At 64.4% G+C, this 20,923-nt stretch carries 21 protein-coding genes and 1 pseudogene; 10 read left to right on the top strand and 12 right to left on the bottom strand.

Features of this window, described 5'->3' with window-relative positions; translation table 11 throughout:
* Nucleotides 1–19: 19 nt before the first annotated feature.
* The 5 genes and pseudogenes from ACU0BR_RS14235 to ACU0BR_RS14215 form a co-directional block, all read right to left on the bottom strand.
* Entirely contained in the window at nt 20–394 is a 375-nt protein-coding gene (locus ACU0BR_RS14235; protein WP_446157495.1) for a MarR family EPS-associated transcriptional regulator, read from the bottom strand.
* Nucleotides 395–846: 452 nt separating this feature from the next.
* Nucleotides 847–1,066, bottom strand: a pseudogene (locus ACU0BR_RS14230) (integrase core domain-containing protein); the annotation flags it as partial.
* Between the two features lie 205 nt (nt 1,067–1,271).
* Nucleotides 1,272–1,562: a response regulator gene (locus ACU0BR_RS14225; protein ID WP_446157494.1), complete on the bottom strand. Its 291-nt coding sequence runs from the start codon at nt 1,560–1,562 to the stop codon at nt 1,272–1,274.
* Between the two features lie 63 nt (nt 1,563–1,625).
* Nucleotides 1,626–4,181: a GAF domain-containing protein gene (locus tag ACU0BR_RS14220; RefSeq protein WP_446157493.1), complete on the bottom strand. Its 2,556-nt coding sequence runs from the start codon at nt 4,179–4,181 to the stop codon at nt 1,626–1,628.
* Nucleotides 4,182–4,324: 143 nt separating this feature from the next.
* Nucleotides 4,325–4,636, bottom strand: a complete 312-nt coding sequence (locus ACU0BR_RS14215; protein ID WP_446157492.1) for an NIPSNAP family protein — start codon at nt 4,634–4,636, stop codon at nt 4,325–4,327.
* Between the two features lie 148 nt (nt 4,637–4,784).
* Here ACU0BR_RS14215 and ACU0BR_RS14210 point away from each other — a divergent pair, with 148 nt between their 5' ends.
* The 10 genes from ACU0BR_RS14210 (at nt 4,785) to ACU0BR_RS14165 (ending at nt 15,583) form a co-directional block, all read left to right on the top strand.
* Nucleotides 4,785–5,543 carry a TetR/AcrR family transcriptional regulator gene (locus ACU0BR_RS14210; RefSeq protein ID WP_446157491.1) on the top strand — a complete coding sequence of 253 codons (759 nt, stop codon included), beginning with the start codon at nt 4,785–4,787 and terminating at the stop codon, nt 5,541–5,543.
* A 191-nt stretch (nt 5,544–5,734) separates the two neighbouring features.
* The gene (locus ACU0BR_RS14205; protein WP_446157490.1) at nt 5,735–7,066 is read left to right on the top strand and encodes an extracellular solute-binding protein; all 1,332 of its coding nucleotides are present in this window, start codon (nt 5,735–5,737) and stop codon (nt 7,064–7,066) included.
* A 116-nt stretch (nt 7,067–7,182) separates the two neighbouring features.
* Nucleotides 7,183–8,097: a carbohydrate ABC transporter permease gene (locus tag ACU0BR_RS14200; RefSeq protein WP_446157489.1), complete on the top strand. Its 915-nt coding sequence runs from the start codon at nt 7,183–7,185 to the stop codon at nt 8,095–8,097.
* A 2-nt stretch (nt 8,098–8,099) separates the two neighbouring features.
* Nucleotides 8,100–9,062 carry a carbohydrate ABC transporter permease gene (locus ACU0BR_RS14195; RefSeq protein ID WP_446157488.1) on the top strand — a complete coding sequence of 321 codons (963 nt, stop codon included), beginning with the start codon at nt 8,100–8,102 and terminating at the stop codon, nt 9,060–9,062.
* Between the two features lie 13 nt (nt 9,063–9,075).
* Nucleotides 9,076–10,176 (top strand): ABC transporter ATP-binding protein, encoded by a 1,101-nt coding sequence (locus ACU0BR_RS14190; RefSeq protein WP_446157487.1) that lies wholly within the window; start codon nt 9,076–9,078, stop codon nt 10,174–10,176.
* Between the two features lie 12 nt (nt 10,177–10,188).
* Nucleotides 10,189–11,064, top strand: coding sequence for an FAD binding domain-containing protein (locus tag ACU0BR_RS14185; protein ID WP_446157486.1), 876 nt, complete (start codon nt 10,189–10,191; stop codon nt 11,062–11,064).
* Entirely contained in the window at nt 11,061–11,552 is a 492-nt protein-coding gene (locus tag ACU0BR_RS14180) for a (2Fe-2S)-binding protein (protein WP_446157485.1), read from the top strand. Before ACU0BR_RS14185 ends, ACU0BR_RS14180 begins: the two co-directional genes overlap by 4 nt.
* Nucleotides 11,549–14,071 carry a xanthine dehydrogenase family protein molybdopterin-binding subunit gene (locus tag ACU0BR_RS14175; protein WP_446157484.1) on the top strand — a complete coding sequence of 841 codons (2,523 nt, stop codon included), beginning with the start codon at nt 11,549–11,551 and terminating at the stop codon, nt 14,069–14,071. The genes ACU0BR_RS14180 and ACU0BR_RS14175 overlap by 4 nt, the downstream gene beginning before the upstream one ends.
* Entirely contained in the window at nt 14,068–14,973 is a 906-nt protein-coding gene (locus ACU0BR_RS14170; protein WP_446157483.1) for an NAD(P)-dependent oxidoreductase, read from the top strand. Before ACU0BR_RS14175 ends, ACU0BR_RS14170 begins: the two co-directional genes overlap by 4 nt.
* Nucleotides 14,963–15,583 (top strand): CoxG family protein, encoded by a 621-nt coding sequence (locus ACU0BR_RS14165; protein ID WP_446157482.1) that lies wholly within the window; start codon nt 14,963–14,965, stop codon nt 15,581–15,583. Before ACU0BR_RS14170 ends, ACU0BR_RS14165 begins: the two co-directional genes overlap by 11 nt.
* Nucleotides 15,584–15,609: 26 nt before the next feature.
* On the opposite strand, the gene ACU0BR_RS14160 is transcribed toward ACU0BR_RS14165, so the two are convergent.
* The 7 genes from ACU0BR_RS14160 to ACU0BR_RS14130 form a co-directional block, all read right to left on the bottom strand.
* Entirely contained in the window at nt 15,610–16,314 is a 705-nt protein-coding gene (locus ACU0BR_RS14160; RefSeq protein ID WP_446157481.1) for an HAD-IA family hydrolase, read from the bottom strand.
* Nucleotides 16,311–16,994, bottom strand: a complete 684-nt coding sequence (gene gph, locus ACU0BR_RS14155) for a phosphoglycolate phosphatase (RefSeq protein ID WP_446157480.1) — start codon at nt 16,992–16,994, stop codon at nt 16,311–16,313. Before gph ends, ACU0BR_RS14160 begins: the two co-directional genes overlap by 4 nt.
* Nucleotides 16,995–17,078: 84 nt before the next feature.
* Entirely contained in the window at nt 17,079–17,780 is a 702-nt protein-coding gene (gene rpe / locus ACU0BR_RS14150) for a ribulose-phosphate 3-epimerase (RefSeq protein ID WP_446157479.1), read from the bottom strand.
* Nucleotides 17,777–18,712 carry a CbbX protein gene (cbbX, locus tag ACU0BR_RS14145; RefSeq protein ID WP_446157478.1) on the bottom strand — a complete coding sequence of 312 codons (936 nt, stop codon included), beginning with the start codon at nt 18,710–18,712 and terminating at the stop codon, nt 17,777–17,779. Before cbbX ends, rpe begins: the two co-directional genes overlap by 4 nt.
* 51 nt (nt 18,713–18,763) lie before the next feature.
* Nucleotides 18,764–19,738 (bottom strand): molybdate ABC transporter substrate-binding protein, encoded by a 975-nt coding sequence (locus tag ACU0BR_RS14140; RefSeq protein WP_446157477.1) that lies wholly within the window; start codon nt 19,736–19,738, stop codon nt 18,764–18,766.
* A 162-nt stretch (nt 19,739–19,900) separates the two neighbouring features.
* Entirely contained in the window at nt 19,901–20,242 is a 342-nt protein-coding gene (locus ACU0BR_RS14135) for a ribulose bisphosphate carboxylase small subunit (protein ID WP_446157476.1), read from the bottom strand.
* 60 nt (nt 20,243–20,302) lie between these two features.
* Nucleotides 20,303–20,923: RuBisCO large subunit C-terminal-like domain-containing protein (locus tag ACU0BR_RS14130; RefSeq protein WP_446157475.1), on the bottom strand; the 621-nt coding region annotated here is incomplete at its 5' end.

The raw sequence follows: 20,923 nt of genomic DNA, 5'->3' as shown, positions 1-20,923 counted from the left end.
GAACAAAGTAGGGCATTCATCAGGATTTTATGACCATGTTGTCGACATTGAGAAAGTCGTCGTCGATCTCCTCCCTGAGAGCCTCGATTTCTTCCCTCAGCGCCTCGTACTCTTCCATCTTCCGAACCAAAAACGATCGCGTCAGCGCTGCCTTCCGCGCGATACCTTGGGGCGTCAGAAGATAGGCATAACGCCGCTTATCATCCGCCGCCGTAAAATTCCCCAATTTCACCAGCCCCTTGTCAATTAGGGCGTTCAGTACGTAGTGTATCCCGCCGACACTGACGCCGACCGCTTCCGCCAGCTCTCGCTGGGACATCTCTGGGTTTTCTTGCAGGAGACGAAGCACGCGAAAATGCGTGTCTTCCTGCAGCTTGGTGCGCTTGCTTGTCATTTTGGGATTTCCTCAGGCTACCGCACAAGGCCTGCCTGGGGGCGCCTTGTCGGATGCAAAGGTGATGATGAGAAGGTTCCACGTCGCTCAGTATTGAACGGTACTAAATGCTGCGCTCGCAAGCAAGGGTGAAATTAGGAGTTCAAGAGGTTTTCGTCACTTCGGATGATGAAGTAGCCACCAACCCGCGTGTGCAGGCCAAACCAGAGAGGGACCTCACTCCACTCTGAGGACATCTGCGGGCCTTCAACACCGCCACCAATAGATAGCCTGGATATGTCACAAGTTCATAAATGAACGATCTCTGCAGCACAAGACTGGTTCATGGCCGCCGCTGTTCGTCGTCCCCAAGCGGGGCGTGGCAGCTGACCCATGAAACTCAGCCCTATGTCGCTCGGAAATAAGTCAGATTGGCAGGTCTACTACAATCTGACCTCGGGACGAGCCCGTCAATCCTCCAGCTTTTCGCGGGCATCCACAAGGCTCATGAGAATCAATGGGCATTCAAGCATTCCGCCCGCGGCTCGCTGTTGAATGCCTCGATGAACCCGTTATCCGATGTCCTTCCGGGCCGTGAGAAGTCCAGCGTGACGTCGTGGCGGAAGCCCAAAGATCCGACTCGCGCGAAATGTATTCGCTGCCGTTGTCGACTCTGATCGTCTTCGCATATCCGAAACGTAAGGCGCGATGGGGGCGCCTGCAGTGAAAGCCCGATGGAAGATCGACCGGATCGCGCGGTTGTCTGTCATCTTCGCGCCCGCCGCCCGGCATGGAGGGGAAGAGGCGATTCACTGTGAAGCCTTGGGTCGGTTGATCGCGCGCTTGCTCAAGACCTCTGGCTGCCGTCCGGGTAAAGCCGGGCCGTCAGCGTGGAAGGCTATGTCGGTTTCCTGAAGACCTCTATATCGGGATAGGCTTGGCTTAACGCCTCGGGCAATCCGACGCCCGTGTGCACGACGACCGGCACGCTTGGGCGCAATGCCCTCAGGACGGGCTCGATGGAGCCGTCCGGCAGATCGACGTCGACGATGGCGCTGTCGGGGCGCGCGGCCTCGATAAGGCGCAGCGCTTCGGCGACTGTCGTGGCCGGTCCCACGGGGACGCCCCCCGCCTGTTCGACACCATAGGCGATGTCGAGTGCGATGAAGGCCTCGTCTTCGACGATCAATACCCTTGCTCCCTGCGGGAACCCCTTCGGGCCAGACATCATTTCGAACCTCGTTCTTCTGCGTCAGTGACCAAGCCTGTCAGCCGCTGCGGTCAGCCGGATTTCAACGCCCTCAGGATGCCATGCAAATTCGATGCCGCCGCCCAGCTGGCCCGTCGCGCTGAGCCGCGCGAGCTGGCTTCCGAAACCACCCCGGCCCGGGGTCTGTTCCACGCGCGGGCCATTGGATTCCTTCCACGTCAGGGCCAGCTCTGCCTCGGAACAGGTCCAATCCAGCGTCACCACGCCCTCGGGGTTGGAAAGCGCGCCATATTTGGCCGCGTTGGTGGCGAGTTCATGCAGGATCAGCGCCAGGCTGGTGGTCGCGGTCGGACCGATTTCGACCTTTGGCCCGCTCTGGCGCAGCGCGCCCCGCCGGTTGCCGACATGCGGGTCCATCACCGCCTCGATGAGCTGGTCGAGCCGGGTCGGCGCCACGGTGTCTTGACGGGTCGTGATCGACGCGGTGATCAGCTCATGCGCGCGTGCGAGAGACATTATCCTGCCGCGCAGCGATGCCGCCATTTCGTCCACGTCTTTGACGTGGCGGGCTGTCATCTGGATCATTCCCGCCGTGATCGAGAACAGATTCTTAACCCGGTGATTGAGCTCCCGCAGCAGAAGCTGGCGGGACTCCTCGCTGCGCTTGCGTTCGCTGATGTCGACGATGGTGCAGACCGCGCCTTGCAATTCACCCTGCCAGACAACCGGGCGCACCCAGTATTCCGCCGGAAACGAGGTGCCGTCGGTGCGAAAGAAGAGCTCATCATCCACATGCGCCGTCTCGCCGGTCCGGGCCACGCGGTAGATCGGGCAATCCTCGTGCGGGTAATGGCTTCCGTCGGGGCGGGAATGGTGGATGAGCTCATGAAGCGCTTTGCCGACAACGTCATCTTCGGAATCAAAGCCCAGCATCCGCAAGAACGACGCGTTGCAGCGAGTGGTCCGGCCTTGGGTGTCCACGGCATAGAACCCGTCGGCGGTCGCGTCGAGCAGGAGCGCGAGGTCGGCCTCGCGACGTTTGAGATCGGTCTCGATCCGGCGGCGCTGTTCGACATCGATGAGAACGCCCGGGAAGCGAACCGCGTTCCCCTCGGCGTCGAGTTCGCAATGACCGCTCGCCTCAAGCCAGCGATAGATGCCGTCGGCGTGTCGGACCCTGTATTCCGACCGATAGTCGCCGCCCTGACGCATCGTTGCTTCGATCTGTTGTTCGACCCGGCTCCAGTCGTCCGGATGGATGGAGGCGGCGGCCTGGGACAGGGAAATTCCGGCGTGACACTCTTCGGGGTCGATCCCGAACGCTCGGGCGAACCGCTCGTCGGCGGTGAAAACGTCGGTGGGGACATGCCAGACCCAGGTGCCTATGATCGCCCCGGCGGACAATGCCAGTTCGATCCGTTCGCGCGCCACTTCAAGCTCGCTCTGGGTCTTGAGGAGTTCGGCCTCGGCCAGGCGGCGCACCTCGATCTCGCGTTGTGCGGCTTGGTAGAGGCGGGCGTTGTCGATGGCGATGGCGGCCTGACCGGCGATGCCCACCATGAGTTGCTCGTGATGCTCGGAAAAGCGGCCGGTCTCGGCATGGCCAAAGAACAGGCCGCCGATGACCTCGCCGGATCGCGTGATGACCGGCACCGCAAGATAGCTGCGAACCGGCAGGTGGCCTTCCGGCATACCCTTGTAGGGCGTGTTCTTTCCGTAGCGCGGATCGGCGGTGATATCGTCCGATCGCACGATGCTGTCGCCCCTGAAGGTCGGGGCGAAGACATCCGTGTTCCGCGGCATCGGGAAATTTGAAAAGGCCGAGGGTTCGACGCCCGAGAGTGTGTAAAGCATGTAGCTGTCGCCGCCCGGATCTGTGACGTTGTAGAAAAAGGCGCCGAACTGGGCGCCGGTCAGCTCGACCCCCGCGTCCGTCACCATCTGCACGACCGCATCGAGGTCAAGCTCCGCCGCGACCCCGGCGCCCGTCCGGTTGAGCGTTTCCAGAAGCCGCTTTTGGTTGTTCAGGGCAATTCGGTCGCCATAGCGTTCGAGAACGAGGGCCGCGGTGCGCGAAACGAGTTCGAGAAAGCTTTCGTCCTGCGCCGAGGGAAGCCCGGTGCGGGGGCTGTAAATCGCAAAGGTGCCGAGGATGTCGCCCTTGCCGCCGATGATGGGGTGGGACCAGCACGCCCGGAGCCCGAGGGGGAGGGCGAGATCCCTGAACTCCGACCATAGCGGGTCTTGCGCGATGTCGGCGACATGGACAGGCGCCCGACGGAAAGCGGCCGTCCCGCAGGAGCCCGCGCCGGGGGCGATCTCGATCCCATCTACGGCTTGTGTATAGGATTCCGGTAAGCCCACCGCGGCACCGTGATGCAGATGCCTGCGCTGGTCGTCCGCGAGCAGGATCGAACAGGCGAAATCTTGGCCGATGAATGATTTGAGCGCTTGAACGAGCGCGTCGAGGATCACCTCCAGCGGTTCTTCCTGAAGCGTCAGCTCGAGCAACCTGTGGTGCAGGGACTGCATGCTCCTGTGCCCTCCGGCCTTGCCCGGCAGCTCTGCGGCGGCACCTTCACATTCACCTTTCGGCATGGTCGTTCGCTCCATCCTGTTCAGGCCGGTGATATCAGCAGGCGGCCATACGATCCACCGCCCGCTTTCATGGTGCTGATGGCGTGGACGCTCCTTACGGCGGCGTCACGGATGCAGAGAACGGCAGGGGGTCATCTTTGTCCCTAGCCCAGGGGCGAAAATTCGGCCGGTTGCAGAAACATGCTTTCCTGATACTCGAGATAGGGCAGGATCTTGGGCACGAAGGCCTGCCACTCGGTGTCTGCGGCCAGCTTGGCCCGTTGTTCGGTGCGATGTGCGTAATCGTTGTAGCCCCACAGGAACACGACCGAGTTCAAGGTTCCGCTGTCGGTGGTCCAGCATCCGATCAGCGTCGCGTATCTGGTGATGATGTGCAGCCCGTCGGCTTGATAGAGTTTCAGAAACTCGGCTGCCTTGCCCGGGGTGATGCGATAGGTGCGGTGTTCGTAAATCATCAGAAGGTTCTCCCGCCTGTGGATGTTTTGACGTAGCTTGCGGTAGGCTAGCCCGGTGACGCGGTGTGGCGCAACGTATAAGTATTCAAGTGATGACAAAACTGGCAGGATGAATTGCCGCTTTAGTCGTGGCTTGTCCGGTCGTGGCTTGGCCGGGCAGGGGGCGTGGGGTATTGCAGGTGCTCATCAACCGGGGGTTCAAGTGAAAGCGAAATCCGACGCATTGCGACACCAGGCCCGTCCCATGGGCAAACCGAAGAAGCAGGCGCCGCCCCCGGCGGGCGCGCGGCTGCCGCACGCCGAGCGCAGGGCCCAGATCCTCGCGACGGCGTCGGACTTCTTCGCGGAAAACGGGCTGACGGGTCAGACGCGTCGCCTGGCCGATGCCTGTGGCATATCGCAAAGGCTGTTGTATCGCTTTTTCCCGACCAAGGAGGATCTCGTCGCCGAGGTCTACAGGCAGGAAATCCTGGGCGCGTTCAAAGGGAACTGGTTTGTCGATCTGCAAGATCGAAGCCGCCCTGTGGAGCAGAGGTTTCGTGATTTCTACGAGGATTATCTACAAACCACGCTGACGCAGAAATGGCTGCGGCTGTTCCTTTATGCCTCGCTTTCCGACGGGTCCATGGCGCCCGATTATATCGCGAGCATCGTGACCCAGCTGCTCGAGGTTCTGATGCAGGAGGCCGCGTTCGAGCTGGGCGTGACGCTGCCGGATGACAGGGATGTGGTGCGGGAAATGGCCTGGACCCTGCACGGGTCGATGTCTCATTTCGCGATTCGCAGGCACATCTACAAAGCCAGCCGCAGCGTCCCCGAAGAACGCATCGTCGCGATGAACGTGCGGATGTTCCTGGCCGGGCTTGGCCCGATGATCGACGCATATTCCGAAATTTTGGCCGATTAAACCGTGCTACACAGGGCGATGAGCGCGCGATCCTTGTCTCGGTGGAGATTTATAAGTCGTCAATTGACGACTTAATTTTCTGACAGTAGGCTGACCTCAGGAAGGTCATGCGACTTTCCGCAGGGATGGTAGCCCCGCACGCGACGATCGAGAGCGCGGCGGGGTGGAACAGATCAAAAGAGGACTGGAACATGTCACGCTTAATCAAATCGCGCCTTCATCGCAGAGACTTCCTGCGCACATCCTCGGCGGCTGGCGCGTTGGCGCTGGCGGCGCCCGCGCGCATGTCGTCCGCGGCGGCGGCACAACCCATCAACATGCAGGCCTGGTCGGCGGCCGTGGACACCGTGCAAAGCCACCTTAACGCGTTTACCCAGGAAACGGGAATCCCCGTCGATTACGGCAACGCACCCTGGGCGCAATACCGCGAGGGGATGGTCACCAAATTCGTCGGCGGGGCGCCGCTCGACATGATGTGGGTGTCGGATTCGTGGCTGCCGGAATGGGCGGAGGCCGGCTGGATCGCCCCGGTGGACGAATTCGATTTCCTGACCGCCTACAACGCCGAAGCCGAAGACTTCGTCACCGATTCGATGACCTACGGCGGGCGCCAGTACGGATTGACGTATTACACCGACTTCATGGGATTTTTCTATGATGAAGCCAAGCTGAAGGAAGCGGGCTTCGATGCGCCGCCCACCACCTGGCAAGAGGTCGTCGACCAGTCCCTGGTGATGAAGCAGAAGGGCATTTCGGAATATCCGATGATGCTGGCTATGGCGCAGGAAAGCTGGCTGATTGAATTCCTCTCCACGCTGGTTTTCTCACATGGCGGGCGCTTTACCGGCGAAGACGGCCGTTCGGTGATGCAGAACGACAAGGGCGGCGCGGTCGAGGCGCTGCAATGGGTCGTGGACGCGGTGGACAAGCACGGCATCATCTCTCCCGCCTGCGTCGAGACCGGAGAGCTTTCGGGGCTGAAGGCATTCGCATCCGGCAACCACGCCTTCGCGATGGTCGCGAAATACCGCATCCGTATGCTCAACGATCCCGCGCAGTCGCAGATCGCGGGCAACGTCAAACAGGCCCTGATGCCCAAGGGCCCCGACGGCGATCACAACACCGTCGGCTGGATGCGGTTCCACGGGATGGCGACGCAATCGACGCAGGACAAGCAGCGCGCCGAAAACACCGCAAAGCTGATCGAATGGTTCGGCGGCAAGGCGGATGGCGAATACAAGTTTCAGAAGCTGCTGTTTCTGGACATCGGCGCGGGATTCGGCGTCAAGCCGCTGTTCGATGATCCCGACGTCCGCGCCGCCTACGACAAATACGGCGACGTCGAGGTGATCAAGGCGCAGCAGGCGATGGCGATGAAAAAGGATGTGATAACGCCCTGGTTCGGTGAATGGAACGAGACCAACGGCTCGGCCTGGCAATCGGCCATCCTTGGCAATACCGATGCGAAATCGGCGCTGACAAAGTCCGGAGAGCTGTGGGACGAGCTCAAGGACAGCTACTGACCTAGTCGGATCTGTCCGGGGCAGGGCGCAGGGACCTCCCACCTGCGGCCCCGCATTCAAAGCATTGCGGCCCCGGACAGGCATTTACTGCCAAACCAGCAAAACAGGATCATTCCGTGACAGAGGTTGCACATTCGACCGCGGCAGGCGGACGGCCCCGCCTTGGCTACGAGGATCGCAGCGCGGCGCTTTTTCTTGCGCCGGTCATGGCGGTGCTGATGGGGGTCGCGGTGTTTCCGATCTTCTATTCGCTCTACCTCAGTTTTTTCCGCATCAAGCTCACCCGGCCAAACCGCACCCCCTTCGTCTGGTTCGAAAACTACACCGACCTGCTGTCAGATAGCCTGTTCTGGACCTCGGTGATGCGCACCGTCACCTTTTCCGTGGTCTCCGTTGTGGCCATCGCGGTGATCGCGCTTCTGGTGTCGCTGCTGCTGAATCAGGATTTCCGCGGCCGCAGGGTTCTGTCGACCATTCTTCTGGTGCCCTGGGCCATTCCTTACGTCGCCAATGCGCTGATGTGGAAATGGATCTACGATTCCGGTTACGGCGCATTGAACGGCGTCCTCTACCAGATGGATTTCATTGACAAATACATGATCTGGCTGGGCGATCAGGACAAGACGATCTTTCTGATCGCCAACGCCTTCGTCTGGAAGGAGGTGCCGCTGGCCACGATCCTGCTGCTGGTGTCGCTGAAATCCATCCCCTCCGATCTGTATCAGGCGGCGCGCGTGGATGGCGCCACGGTCTGGCAGCGGTTCGTCCATGTGACCCTGCCCGCGATGAAGCCGGGATTCATGCTGGTGATGATCTACGAGACGATGATGGCGATCCGTCATTTCGACCTGTTCTTCATCCTGACCGAGGGCGGGCCGGGCGATGCCAGCCATGTCCTGTCGTGGGAGATCTACGTGGAAACCTTCCGCAACCTGTCGTTCGGCAGCGGCGCGGCCATGTCCTATGTGCTGGCGCTGGTCACCTTCGGACTGTCCTACACCTTCATCAGAACTCTGGGCCGGAGGATTTGACGATGTCCGACAACCGCACCTCACCCGCGCCGACAATCGACTATCGCCGCCGCCGGACGCTTTCCAAGGTCGCGCAGAACGCGGTGATCCTGCTGGGCGCGCTGGTGCTGGCGATCTATGTGCTGGCCCCGGTCACCTGGCTTGTGTCGTCGTCGTTCCAGACCGAGGCGGAGATCGTTTCCGTCCCGCCCCACTGGATTCCCGACGACCCGACAATCCAGAATTTCGAGGCGATTTTCGGCGCGACCGAAAAAGCCCCCGTCACCTATGAAACGCGCAGCGGGCAGGACCCCGCCTCGGGCGGCTTCATCCCCTCCACGGCGGGCAATCTGCTGCCCGCCATGTGGAACAGTTTCCTGGTGGCCACGCTGGTGGTGATCCTGAACCTGCTGGTGGGGGTGCCCGCCGCCTATGCGCTGGCCAAGATCCGTTTTTACGGGCGCGACGCCTCGATCTATTTCATTCTGATCACGCGGGTGATCCCCGACATCGCGCTGGTGGTGCCGTTCTTCCTGGTGATCCGCAACCTGGGGATGCTCGACAGCATCGGATCGCTTGTGCTGACCTATCTGGCGGTCACGGTGCCGTTTTCGGTCTTCATCCTCGTGGGCTATTTCGAGGGGCTGCCCGATGAGCTGGACAAGGCCGCGCGCGTCGATGGCTGTTCGCGCTTTCAGGCGCTGGTCCGGGTGTTCCTGCCGCTGTCGCTGCCCTCGCTGGTGGCGGTGGTGCTGTTCACCTTTCTCACCAGCTGGAACGAGTTCCTGCTGGCGCTGATGTTCACCCAGACCGAGGCCTCGCAGACGCTGCCGATCATTCTGGCGGCCTTCACCTCGGATTTCACCATCAGCTTTTCATTCATCAACGCGGCCGGCGTTCTGGCCATCATACCGCCCGTCATCGTGGCGGTGATCTTCGAGCGCTACATCGTCTCCGGCCTGACGGCCGGCGCGGTGAAAGGCTAGGAAAGGAATACCTGTGGCACGCATCCGTTTCGAAAGCGTCGAGAAGAAATACGCAAATGGCTTTCACGCCGTCGCGGACCTGAACCTCGACATCCAGGACAAGGAATTCCTGGTCCTACTGGGGCCCTCGGGCTGTGGCAAATCCACGACCCTAAACATGATCGCCGGGCTGGAGGACGTCAGCGGCGGCAGGCTGCTGTTCGACGATCAGCTGGTCAACTACACGCCCCCGCACAAGCGCGACGTGGCGATGGTGTTCCAGAGCTACGCGCTTTATCCGCATAAATCCGTCTATGACAACATCGCCTTCGGGCTGCAAATGCGCCGCGAGCCGCGCGAAGACATCGACCGCCGCGTGCGCGACGCCGCCGAAAAACTGGAAATCACGCATCTGCTCGACCGGCGCCCGTCGCAGCTGTCGGGCGGTCAGCGCCAGCGCGTCGCGCTGGGGCGCGCGATGGTGCGCCAGCCGTCGGTGTTCCTGATGGATGAGCCGCTGTCGAACCTGGACGCCGCGCTGCGCATTTCCATGCGCGCCGAGATCAAGGAGTTGCATCAGGCGATGCAGACCACCTTTGTCTATGTCACCCACGATCAGGCCGAGGCGCTGACGCTTGCCGATCGCATCGTGGTGATGCGCGACGGGGTGGTGCAGCAGATCGGCAGCCCCGCCGACATCTACGAGCGCCCGCGCAACACCTTCGTCGCGTCCTTCCTGGGCAGCCCGCCGATCAACTACCTGGATGGCGAAATCCAGGTCTCCGCCGCGCAGGAGGTGCGTTTCGTCAAGGGCGATCTGAGCCTGCGGTTCAATCCGACCACCGCGCAAAAACTGAGCGACAGCCACGGGCGCCCGGTCCGGCTCGGCATTCGGGCCGAAGACGTGGACGAAACCGTCGGCGGCGGCGAAGGGTCGGTCATCCGCGGCAAGGTGAATTCGGTGCTGCCGGTCGGATCGGATCAGTTTCTCGGCTTCGATTTTTATGGCGAGGATCTCTATTTCCGCGTCAGCAAGGATCTCGATCACCGCATGGGCGACGACGTCGCGCTGTCGGTGGATGTCAGCAGGCTGCATGTCTTCGACCGGGACAGCGGCCAGACCCTGATCTGGTGACGGAGCGTTTCGATGAAACCTGCCCCCTTCACGTATCACCGCCCCGGCAGCTTGCAGGAGACGCTGGAGCTGATGGCGCGGCTGGGTCCGACTGCCGCGCCGCTGGCCGGCGGTCAGAGCCTGGGTCCGATGCTGAACATGCGGCTCGCACGGCCCGAGCATCTGGTGGATCTGAACGACCTGCTCGAACTCGACTACATCCGTGACGACGGTGCGGTGGTCGAAATCGGCGCCATGACACGTCACCACCGGCTGGCGGGGGCGGCGGAAATCCGAAGCGCGCTGCCCTTGCTGGCGTGCGCCGCGGCCACCATCGGTCATTACGCGATCCGTCAGCGCGGCACCCTTGGCGGCAGCGTGATCCATGCCGATCCGGCCGCGCAACTGCCGCTGGTCGCGCTGACACTCGACGCTGAGGTGGTGCTGAGCTCGGCGCGGGGGACGCGCCGGGTGGCCGTTCGCGATTTCATCCAATCCGCGATGACCGTCGATCTGGACGAGGGCGAGATCCTCACGGCGCTGCGTTTTCCGCGCGCCGCCCCGGCGGATCGCGCGGGGTTCGAGCTGTTCAGCCGCAGGCACGGCGATTTCGCGCTGGCCAGCGTCGCCGTATCGCTGCGCTGCGATGACGACGGGCGGTGCGATATGCTGCGTCTGGGCGTGGGCGGGGTGGGGCCCGTGCCGATGCGCCTGTCCGCGCAGGAGGCTGCCGCCCTCGGTCAGCGCATGGATGACGCCACCGCCGATCGGCTGGCGCAGGAAGGCGCGTGCGCCATCGCGGTGGACGACACCCCGCAGGCGCCCGCCGCCTTTCGCCGCGATCTGCTGCGCGATCTGATCGCCCGCGCCTTGCGCGGCGCGGCCGCACCGGAGGAGCTGGCGGCATGAGCGGCGCGGTCGACATCTCGCTGGTCGTCAACGGGCAGACCCATGAGCTGCGCGTGCCGCCGCGCAAGCTGCTGTCGGATGCGCTGCGCGAGGAGCTGTTGCTCACCGGAACGCATGTCGGGTGCGAGCATGGCGTCTGCGGGGCCTGTACCGTCCTGATCGACGGGCGGCCCGCGCGCGCCTGCCTGACCTTCGCCGTCCAGATGGAAGGCCATGAGCTGACCACGATCGAGGGCATCGCCGGATCGGACGGCACGATGTCTGCCCTGCAGCAGGCGCTGCACGAAGAACACGGCCTGCAATGCGGATTTTGCACCGCAGGGATCATCATGACCTTCGATACCTATCTGCGCGACAATCCCGACCCCAGCGAGGCCGAGGTGCGCGATGTGCTGTCGGGCAATCTCTGCCGGTGCACCGGGTATCAGAATATTGTCGCCGCCGTGCTCAAGGCCGCGGCGGTCCTGCGCCGGGGAGAGCGCGCATGAGCGCCCCGCAAGAGTTCGACCAGATCGGCAAGCCGCTGCCGCGCCGCGAGGACCGCCGGTTTCTGACCGGAACCGGGCGTTATCTGGACGACATCGCGCATCCCGGCGCCTTGCATGTCTGCTTCGTGCGCTCGCCCCATGCCCATGCGCGCATCCTGGAGATCGACGCCGCCGCGGCGCGCGCGCTGCCGGGGGTGGTCGGTGTCTTCACCGGGCGCGATCTGGTGCAATGGACAACGCCGTTGCGTCTGGCACCGCCGATCGAGGGGCTGCACCCGGTCGAAATGACGGCCCTGCCGCTGGATCGGGTGCGGTTTCACGGCGATCTGGTGGCGGTCGTCGTCGCCCGTGACCGCTATCTGGCCGAGGATGCGGCGGAGCTGGTGGAGGTCAGCTACGAGGCGCTGGATTGCGTGGCCGGGGCGGCGGCCGCGCTGGTGCCGGGGGCGCCGCGTGTCGATGAGACGCTGCCGGATAATCTGGTGTCGCACCAAAGTTTCGCCGCGGGCGATGTCGAAGCGCGCCGCGCCGAGGCGCATCGCGTGATCGAATGCCGTTTCGGGTTGCACCGCCACACCCATGCCCCGCTGGAAACGCGGGGGTGTCTGGCGGATTGGGACCCGGGACGCGCGCATCTGACGATGCACATCGGCACCCAGGCGCCGCATCCGATGCGCGGCCAGATCGCCGCGCGGCTGAACCTGTCGGAATCGCAGGTCACCGTGATCAGCCCCGATATCGGCGGCGCCTTCGGTCAGAAGATCGCGCTATACCGGGAAGAGCTGGTCGTCGCCGCCCTTTCGCGTCATCTGGGCCGCGCGGTACGCTGGCGCGAAGATCGGCTGGAGAACCTGACCGCCGCCAGCCATGCCCGCGAAACGCAATGCATCACCCGCGCGGCGGTGCGCGCCGACGGGCGTATCCTGGGGCTTGAGCTGGACCTGGTCGAGGATTTCGGCGCCTATTGCTTTTATCCCGCCAATTACATGGCGCGGGTCGTCGCCATGATCCTGACGGGTCCCTACAAGATTGCCGATTACGCCTTCGACGTGCAGGTCGTCCTGACCAACAAATGCGGCAACGGACCTATGCGCGCCCCGATGGCGATCACCAGCTGGGTGATGGACGGTACACTCGACGCCATCGCGCGTGACCTGGCGCTCGACCCTCTTGAGGTGCGCCGGCTAAACGCGCTCGGGCCGGGCGATCTGCCCTATACCATGCCGACGGGCGAAGTGCTGGAGGACGTGACCCCCCTGCAAACGCTGGAGGCCGCGGCGGCGGCGATCGACGTTCCCGCCTTTCGGGCACGTCAGGCAGACGCGCGCGCGGGGGGGCGGCTGCTGGGGCTGGGGCTGTGCACGGTGGTTGAATCCACCACCTACGGCTCGAAATTCTACAAGGCGGCCGGTATCCCCGGCTCCGGCCATGAGGCCGCCTGGGTGCGGATCGAGCCTGACGGCGCGGTCAATGCCTCTGTCGGGCTGATGGGATCGGGGCAGGGGTATGAGACGCCGCTGGCGCAGGCGGTGGCCGAAGGGCTGGGCGTGTCGGCCGAGACCGTCACGCTGCACATGGGCCACACCGACGTGGCCCCCTACGGCATGGGCAGCCGTGGCGGGCGCGGCGCCACCGCGGGCGGCGGAACGCTTTATCTCTGCGCGCAGAAGGCCCGCGAAAAGGTGCTTGCCATCGTTGCGCATATGCTGAACCTCAACGCCTCCGAGGGGCTGCGCCTGCACGATGCGCGCATCGAGCGGCAGCTTGACGGCGTCTGGCGCGATACCGGCCTCAAGCTGGCCGATGTGGCGCGGCGTGCGTATCTGGATCCGACGGCGCTGCCCGAGGGGGTGACGCCGGGCCTCGACGTGGCGCTCAGCTACGATCCGCCGGCCATGACCTATTCCAACGCCACCCACGCCTGCGAGGTCGAGATCGACCGCGCCACGGGCCGGATCGGCATCACCCGCTATCTGGTGGCGGAGGATTGCGGCACCGTGCTGAACCCGCTGGTGGTCAGGGGGCAGCAGCAGGGCGCTGTCGCGATGGGCCTGAGCGGCGCGCTGCTGGAAGAGGTCGTCTACGACGAGACCGGCCAGAACATCTCCGCCACGCTGGCCGATTACCTGATCGCCACCGCCTGCGAACTGCCGTCGATCGACATCCTGCCCATGCATACGCCCAACCGCCACACCCCCGCAGGGATAAAGGGCATGGCCGAGGGCGGCGTCATGGGGGCCATCGGTGTCATCGCATCGGCAGTCAACGACGCATTGGCGCTCGAGGGCATCCGGATCGACCAGATGCCGCTGTCGCCGCAGCGCATACGCGCCGCGTTGCGTGCCGGTGACGACGCCCCGCGCGCGGCGTCCGGCGGCGCACAGGGCGCATATAGTCCACTTTCCACCACTCCCACCACTCACGCCACCACCACTCACGCCACCCCGGCAAAAGATGCGATCCGTGACATTGACGGGCGGGCCGCATCCGATGCCATTGACGAAAGGACATCGCAATGACCCTTGCCACCGACAGAAAGACGGTCGGCTTCATCGGCCTCGGGATCATGGGACACAGCATGGCGGGGCACATCCTGGCGCAGGGCCATGATCTGCGTGTCTTCAGCCGCACGCGTGCGAAAGCCGACGATCTTCTCGCGCGGGGCGCGCGCTGGGTCGACAGCCCCGCCGCGCTTGCCGCAGAATGCGATGTCGTGATTTCCATCGTCGGCTATCCCGCGGATGTGGAACAGATCTACCTGTCGGCCGACGGGATCGTCGCGCACGCAAGGCGGCACGCGATCCTGATCGACATGACCACATCCAGTCCCGGGCTGGCACGGCGCATCGCCGATGCGGCCGCGGAGCGCGGGCTGACATCGCTCGACGCCCCCGTGTCGGGCGGGGAGGTCGGCGCGCGCGACGGCACGCTGGCGATCATGGTCGGCGGCGATCCGGTGTCCTTCAACGCCGCGCGCCCCTTGTTCGAGGCGATGGGCAGCAAGATCACCCACATGGGGCCCGCGGGCGCGGGGCAGCACACCAAGATGGCCAATCAGATCGCGATCGCATCGACGATGGTCGCGGTCTGCGAGGCGCTGAGCTATGCCAAGGCGGCCGGGCTGGAGCAGGAGAAGCTTCTGGACGCCATCGGCGCGGGTGCGGCCTCCAGCTTTCAGCTGAACGTGCTGGGGCCCAAGATCGCGGCGGGCGATTTCGCTCCGGGATTCTTCGTGCATCATTTCGTGAAGGACATGTCGATTGCCCTGGCCGAGGCCGACCGGATGAAGCTGAACCTTCCCGGTCTCAGCCTTGCGCGCGGTCTTTACCAGAAGCTGATCGACGGCGGTTTCGATGAAGATGGCACGCAGGCGCTCTACCGCGTCTACAGCGGGATGCTCGGGGGCGGCGATGCGGTTTGACGGCAGCGCCCTTATTCCGGCTCCGCCCGATGCGGTGTGGCGCGGGTTGAACGACCCGGAGGTGCTGCGCCGGGCGATACCCGGCTGCCAGTCGATGGAGCAGACCGGCAAGGACGAATTCACCGGCATCGTCGCGCTGCGCGCAGGGCCCGTGTCGGCCACGTTCCGCGGCAAGGTGGCGCTGACGGAGATGGACCCGCCGCACACCTGCACCCTGATCGGGCGCGGGCAGGGCGGGGCCGCCGGTTTCGCCAAGGGACAGGCGCGCATCACCCTGACCCCGGAGGGAGAGGGCACCCGGCTCGACTATGCCGCCGAGACCGAGATGGGCGGCAAGATAGCCAGCGTCGGCAGTCGGCTGATCCAGGGCATGGTCGAGCGCATCGCGACCGATTTCTTCGCGCGCCTGTCGCAGGTGCTGACCGACCCGCAGGAAGGCACGGACGCGGGCGAAGCCGCCGCAGGGGGATCTGGCACATCTCTGCCGAGGCATGGCGCGGCACTGCCCGCTGCCGCGCAACACTCGGGGCATATTCCGCTGATCGACCGGGCGGCGTGGCTTTGCGTGGGCCTTGCCATCGGCATCGGCATCGGGCTCTGGGCGGCCTGACGCAGGCCCCTCGCGGCGGGCGAAGCTCAGACCGGAGAAAAAGCAAGCTCCGGGAGCGCAGCCAGATTCCGCGCGCTCAGCGATGGCACGATGTAGTCGGCAGCGGAAAAATCATGTGTGGCGGTATAGGTTGCGGGGGTGATGATCACGCGCAGCCCGGCGGCCTTGGCCGATTGCAGCCCCGCGGCGCTGTCCTCCAGCGCTATGGCGTCGGCGGCGGGCAGATCCAGCCGGTGCAGGGCCAGCCTGAATACGTCGGGGGCGGGCTTCTTGGCCGCGACCTCGTCGCCCGCGGCGATCACGTCGAACATCCGATAGGCGTCGCAGCCCCAGCAGCAGCGGCAAAGCGCGTCTATGTTTGCGCGGCTGGTTGTGGTGGCGATCGCAAGGCGCAGCCCCGCGCTGCGGGCGGCCTCGATCAGTTCGGCCACGCCTTCGCGCAAGGCAAGCCCCCCCGACCGCAGCAGCCCGGTATAGATCGCGGTCTTGGCGGCATGCAGCGTCGCGATCTCTTCCGTGCCGAGGCGCGGCGCGTCCTTGGGCAGGCTCTCCTGAAAGGCCGCGATCCGTTCCTTGCCGCCGGTGGTCCGCAGCAGTCGGCCGTAGTCGTCCTGCGACCAATGCCAGTTCAGCCCCGCGTCGGCAAAGGCAAGGTTGAAGGCTTCGCGGTGGGCCTCCTCGGTTTCGGCGAGGGTGCCGTCCACGTCGAAGATCAGCGCGCGCAGGGTCATGATGCGACGGGGGCGGTTTCGGGTGCGGCCTCTCGCGCCCCTTCGGGGACGAAACGGGGCACCAGCGCGGGCAGCTCCTCGAAGGCGTCGAAGGTGCAGGCATGGCGCAGCTCCTCCACCGGGGTCTTGCGATAGCCGCCGGTGAACAGCGCGAAGGGCACGCCCGCGGCACCGGCGGTTTCGGCGTCGACCTCGCTGTCGCCCACGTAAAGCCCTGGCTCATCCCCGAAGGCCGCCCGCAGCGGGGCGGGGTGGGGTTTGCGCTGCGCCAGGCTGTCGCCACCGATCACCCGGTCGAACAGCCGCGCCAGGTCGAAATGGCGCAGGATGTCCTTCGTGGCGACCTCGGGCTTGTTGGTGCAGATCGCCAGGCGGTGCCCGGCCTCGGCCAATGCGTTCAGCGCCTCCCTCGCGCCCGGGTAAAGCTGCGTGAGCTTGCCGTTCACCGCCTCGTAGCGGCGGATCACATCCTCCGCCAGCGCGTCATGACGCGACATGTCCATGTCCCGCGCCTGCATCGCGAGCCGCACCAGATGCGGCAGACCGTTGCCGATGAAGGATACAACCGTCGGCAGGTCGAGAGGCTGTCGGCCCTGATCCTCCAGCATGGCGTTGACGGCCAGACGGATATCGGGCGCGCTGTCGATCAGCGTGCCGTCCAGATCGAATACGATGCGCATGGGGTCGGTCCTTTGCAAGTTTCGAGGGCAGGTGGCAGGGGCAGGTGACAGGGAAAGAAGGGCGGCAGGGGCGGCGGCGGGCGGTCAGGCCCAGCTGGCCTGCGCCTGTTCGGCCGCCTGCCGGATGGTGCGGATGTTCTCGCCGTAGCGCTCCGGTGCCTCGACCGAGCCGCCGGTGAATACCGCAGAACCCGCGACCAGCACGTCGGCGCCCGCGGCCGCGACCAGCGGCGCGGTGCGCGGATCGACGCCGCCGTCGATTTCGATATGGATCGGGCGGTCGCCGATCATCGCGCGCAGCTGGCGTACCTTCGCGATCTGGCTTTCGATGAATTTCTGTCCGCCGAAGCCGGGGTTCACCGTCATCACGCAGACCAGATCCACCATGTCGAGCAGATGTTCCACATGCGCCGCCGGGGTGCCGGGGTTCAGCGCCACACCCGCCTTGGCGCCCGCGCCGCGGATGGCCTGCAACGTGCGGTGAATGTGCGGACCGGCCTCGACATGGGCGGTGATGATATCGGCGCCGGCCTCGGCAAAGGCGTCGATATAGGGATCGACCGGCGCGATCATCAGATGCACGTCCATCACCGTCTTGATATGGGGCCGGATGGCGGCGCAGGTCTTGGGGCCGAAGGTGAGGTTGGGCACGAAATGCCCGTCCATCACATCGACATGCACCCAGTCGCATCCCTGATCCTCGATCGCACGGATTTCACGCCCGAAATCGGCGAAATCGGCGGAAAGGATCGAAGGCGCGATCTTGATCGGGCGGGGGTTGGTCATGGCGTGGTATCCTGGCTTGGGTTGCGTTCCACGGCCAACCCGCCCGTAAAGACGCGGCTGGGGCGGATGTCGTCTTGTGTTATTGTGCTAAGCTGGTGGGCGTCAAGCGGGCCACGGGCGCTCTGGAACAGCCGGTTGGCCTGCCGCAGCCGCGCGCGGTCCAGTGCGTTGCGGATCGAGCGTGCGTTGGCGAAATGCGGCTGCTGGCGCCGCAGCTCGATGTATTCGTCGAGCGCGCGCTTGCCGCCATCGTCGAGCACATAGTTCTGCGCGCGCAGCATGGAGGTGGCGATCTGGCCCAGCTCCATGTCCTGATAGTCGGGAAATTCGATGTGATGCGCGATGCGCGAGCGAAAGCCGGGGTTGGCGGTAAAGAACTTGTCCATCCGGTCGGCGTAGCCTGCCATGATCACCACCAGGTCGTCGCGGTTGTTTTCCATCACCTGCAACAGGATCTCGATCGCTTCCTGGCCGTAATCGCGTTCGTTGTCGGGACGGTAGAGGTAATAGGCCTCGTCGATGAACAGCACGCCGCCCATCGCCTTTTTCAGCACTTCCTTGGTCTTGGGCGCGGTGTGGCCGATGTATTGGCCGACCAGATCGTCGCGGGTCACGCTGATAAGATGCCCCTTGCGGACATAGCCCAGCCGGTGCAGCAGCCCCGCCATTTTCAACGCCACGGTGGTCTTGCCGGTGCCGGGGTTGCCCGAAAACGACATGTGCAGCGTCGGCGTTTCCTGGGCCAGCCCCATGTCGCGGCGGGCGCGGTCCACCAGCAGCAGGGCGGCGGTTTCGCGGATGCGCTGTTTGACGGGCGCCAGGCCGATCAGTTCCTCGTCCAGCTCGCGCAGCACATCGGCCACGCCCGAGCTTTCGTATTCCGCCGCCAGATCGACTGTCTGCGGCACGGGTCTTTCAGCTTCGGCGTTCATCGCGTCCTCCGGGGGGTGGGGCGCGACCCGGTAACGGGCCGCGCCGGTTGCTTATTTCGGGATCGGTTTGAGCGTCAGCTCATCCTTGGTGGCGGGGACAAAGCCGTAAGAGGCATAGATCTCCTGCGCCGCGTCCGTGGCCAGGTAATCCAGGAACTTGGCGGCGGCATCGGGGTTGCGCCCGGTGTTGAGCATGCCGATGGCATAGCTGACCTTGTCCTGCTGGTTCAGCGGCGCGGCGATCTCCACGCCGTCGACGGCGCGGCCCTCGGCCTTGGCCTCCTGCACCTCGGTGGTCCAGACGATGCCCACGTCGGCCTTGCCGTCCTCGATGCGCTGGGGCGTGTCGCGGTGGTGGCGTTCGGTGAACCAGACCTTGTCCTGCACCGCCCAGCAGCCCTTGCAATCCTTGCCGCCGGTCAGTTTATCCCACAGCCCCATGTCCTTGAGCATGGCAGAGCCGTAGAATTTCATGATGCCTTCGGTCTGCGGGTTGGGGTGCGATTGCACCAGATCGTCGCGCGCCAGATCCTCGGCGCCCTTGATCCCCTTGGGGTTGCCCTTGGCGACCATCAGCTCCAGCCGGTTGTGGGTATAGACCTTGTAGTCGGTCATCATCCCCTTGGCGGCCAGCTTTTTCAGATGGCCCAGGTTGACCGAGGCATAAAGGTCGGGGTTCTGCGCCGTGTCCTGCCCGTCGATCTGGCCCTGTTTCAGGATCTGCCCGTTCAGGATCTGACCCGGCGGGATCGTTTCGACGTAGATCGAGGCGATATCGGGGGTCTTGCCCTGGAAATCCTTGATCAGCTCTTCGATCACCATGAACTGGTTGCCCGCCAGATACATCACCAGATCGGCGGTATAGCTGTCGCCGATGTTGCCATAGCTGACGCCCTCGGCGGTGAAGCTGCGGTAATCCTTGCCCTTGCCCGATGCGTCCTCGGCCGCGGGGGCGAGCGTCGCGGCACCCGTCGACAGCGCCAGCGCCAGCCCGCCGGACATCATCAGTCTGTTCAATCCATTCATGTCGATACTCCTTTTGCCAAAATGGTTCTCAGAGCCTTGCAGAAGTTAACGTTGAGTCAATTTATATATGAATATGTTCAGGTATCGTCGGCGGCCCCGTGTGGGGGGGAGTGCGGGCGGCCCCGTGTGGGGCAGGGCCGCCGCCAGGTCCCGCGCCGCGCCTCAGCCGCGCGCGTCCCAGGCGTATTTCTGGCTGCGCCCTTCGAACTCGGTGCGCTGCATGTGCAGTTTCGGCTCTGCCGCCGGGCGGTTCACGATGAACGACATCATCACCGTCTCGAAGCCGCGCGTATTGTCGAAGGCCTGAAGCCGGATGTAGCTGTCGGGATGCGCCTTGCGGCAATCCTCCAGCTCCATCATCGCGCCCTTGGCGTCGCGCAGGTCGAACATCGGGTGGCCCCACATCTGCCAGTAGGTGTTGCGCGGGTGCGGGTCGTCGGTGAATTCGACGCTGACGGCCCATTCCTTTTGCAGCATGTATTCGATCTGTGCGGTGATCTGCACATCGTCCAGATCGGGCAGGTAGGAAAAGCAGCCTTGGGTGATACGCCTTGGTTTTGCTCCTTACATGGCCGGGGTTTCGGTGGTCTGGAAATCAGACGTGTCGGTCGAGGTGTAGTTGAAGGTGATGTTGCCCCAGGTATCGAGAGCGGCCTCCAGCGGCTTGCACCATTTGGCGGCGGCGCGCAGGATCTCGGGGCCTTCGTTCTTGATGTCGCGCCCCTCGTTGCGCGCCAGCACCATCGCTTCCAGCGCGACGCGGTTGGCCTGGGCGCCGGCCTGGATGCCCATCGGGTGGCCGATGGTGCCGCCGCCGAACTGGAGCACCACATCGTCGCCGAACAGGTCCAGCAGCTGGTGCATCTGGCCCGCGTGGATGCCGCCCGAGGCCACGGGCATGACCTTCTTGATGTCGGCCCAGTCCTGATCGAAGAAGATGCCGCGCGGCAGATCGACCGTGTTGTGGGTTTCCCGGCAGACGTTGTAATAGCCCTGAACCGTCAGCGGGTCGCCTTCCAGCTTGCCCACGGCGGTGCCGCAATGCAGGTGGTCGACACCGGCCAGCCGCAGCCATTTGGCGATCACGCGAAAGCTGATGCCGTGGTTCTTTTGCCGGGTATAGGTGCCGTGGCCCGCGCGGTGCATGTGCAGGATCATGTCGTTTTCCCGGCACCACTTGCTGAT

This window comes from Brevirhabdus sp. (genome assembly GCF_052826345.1).
Note: the sequence above shows the minus strand (reverse complement) of the source record. Positions and strands in the feature narration are given on the sequence as shown.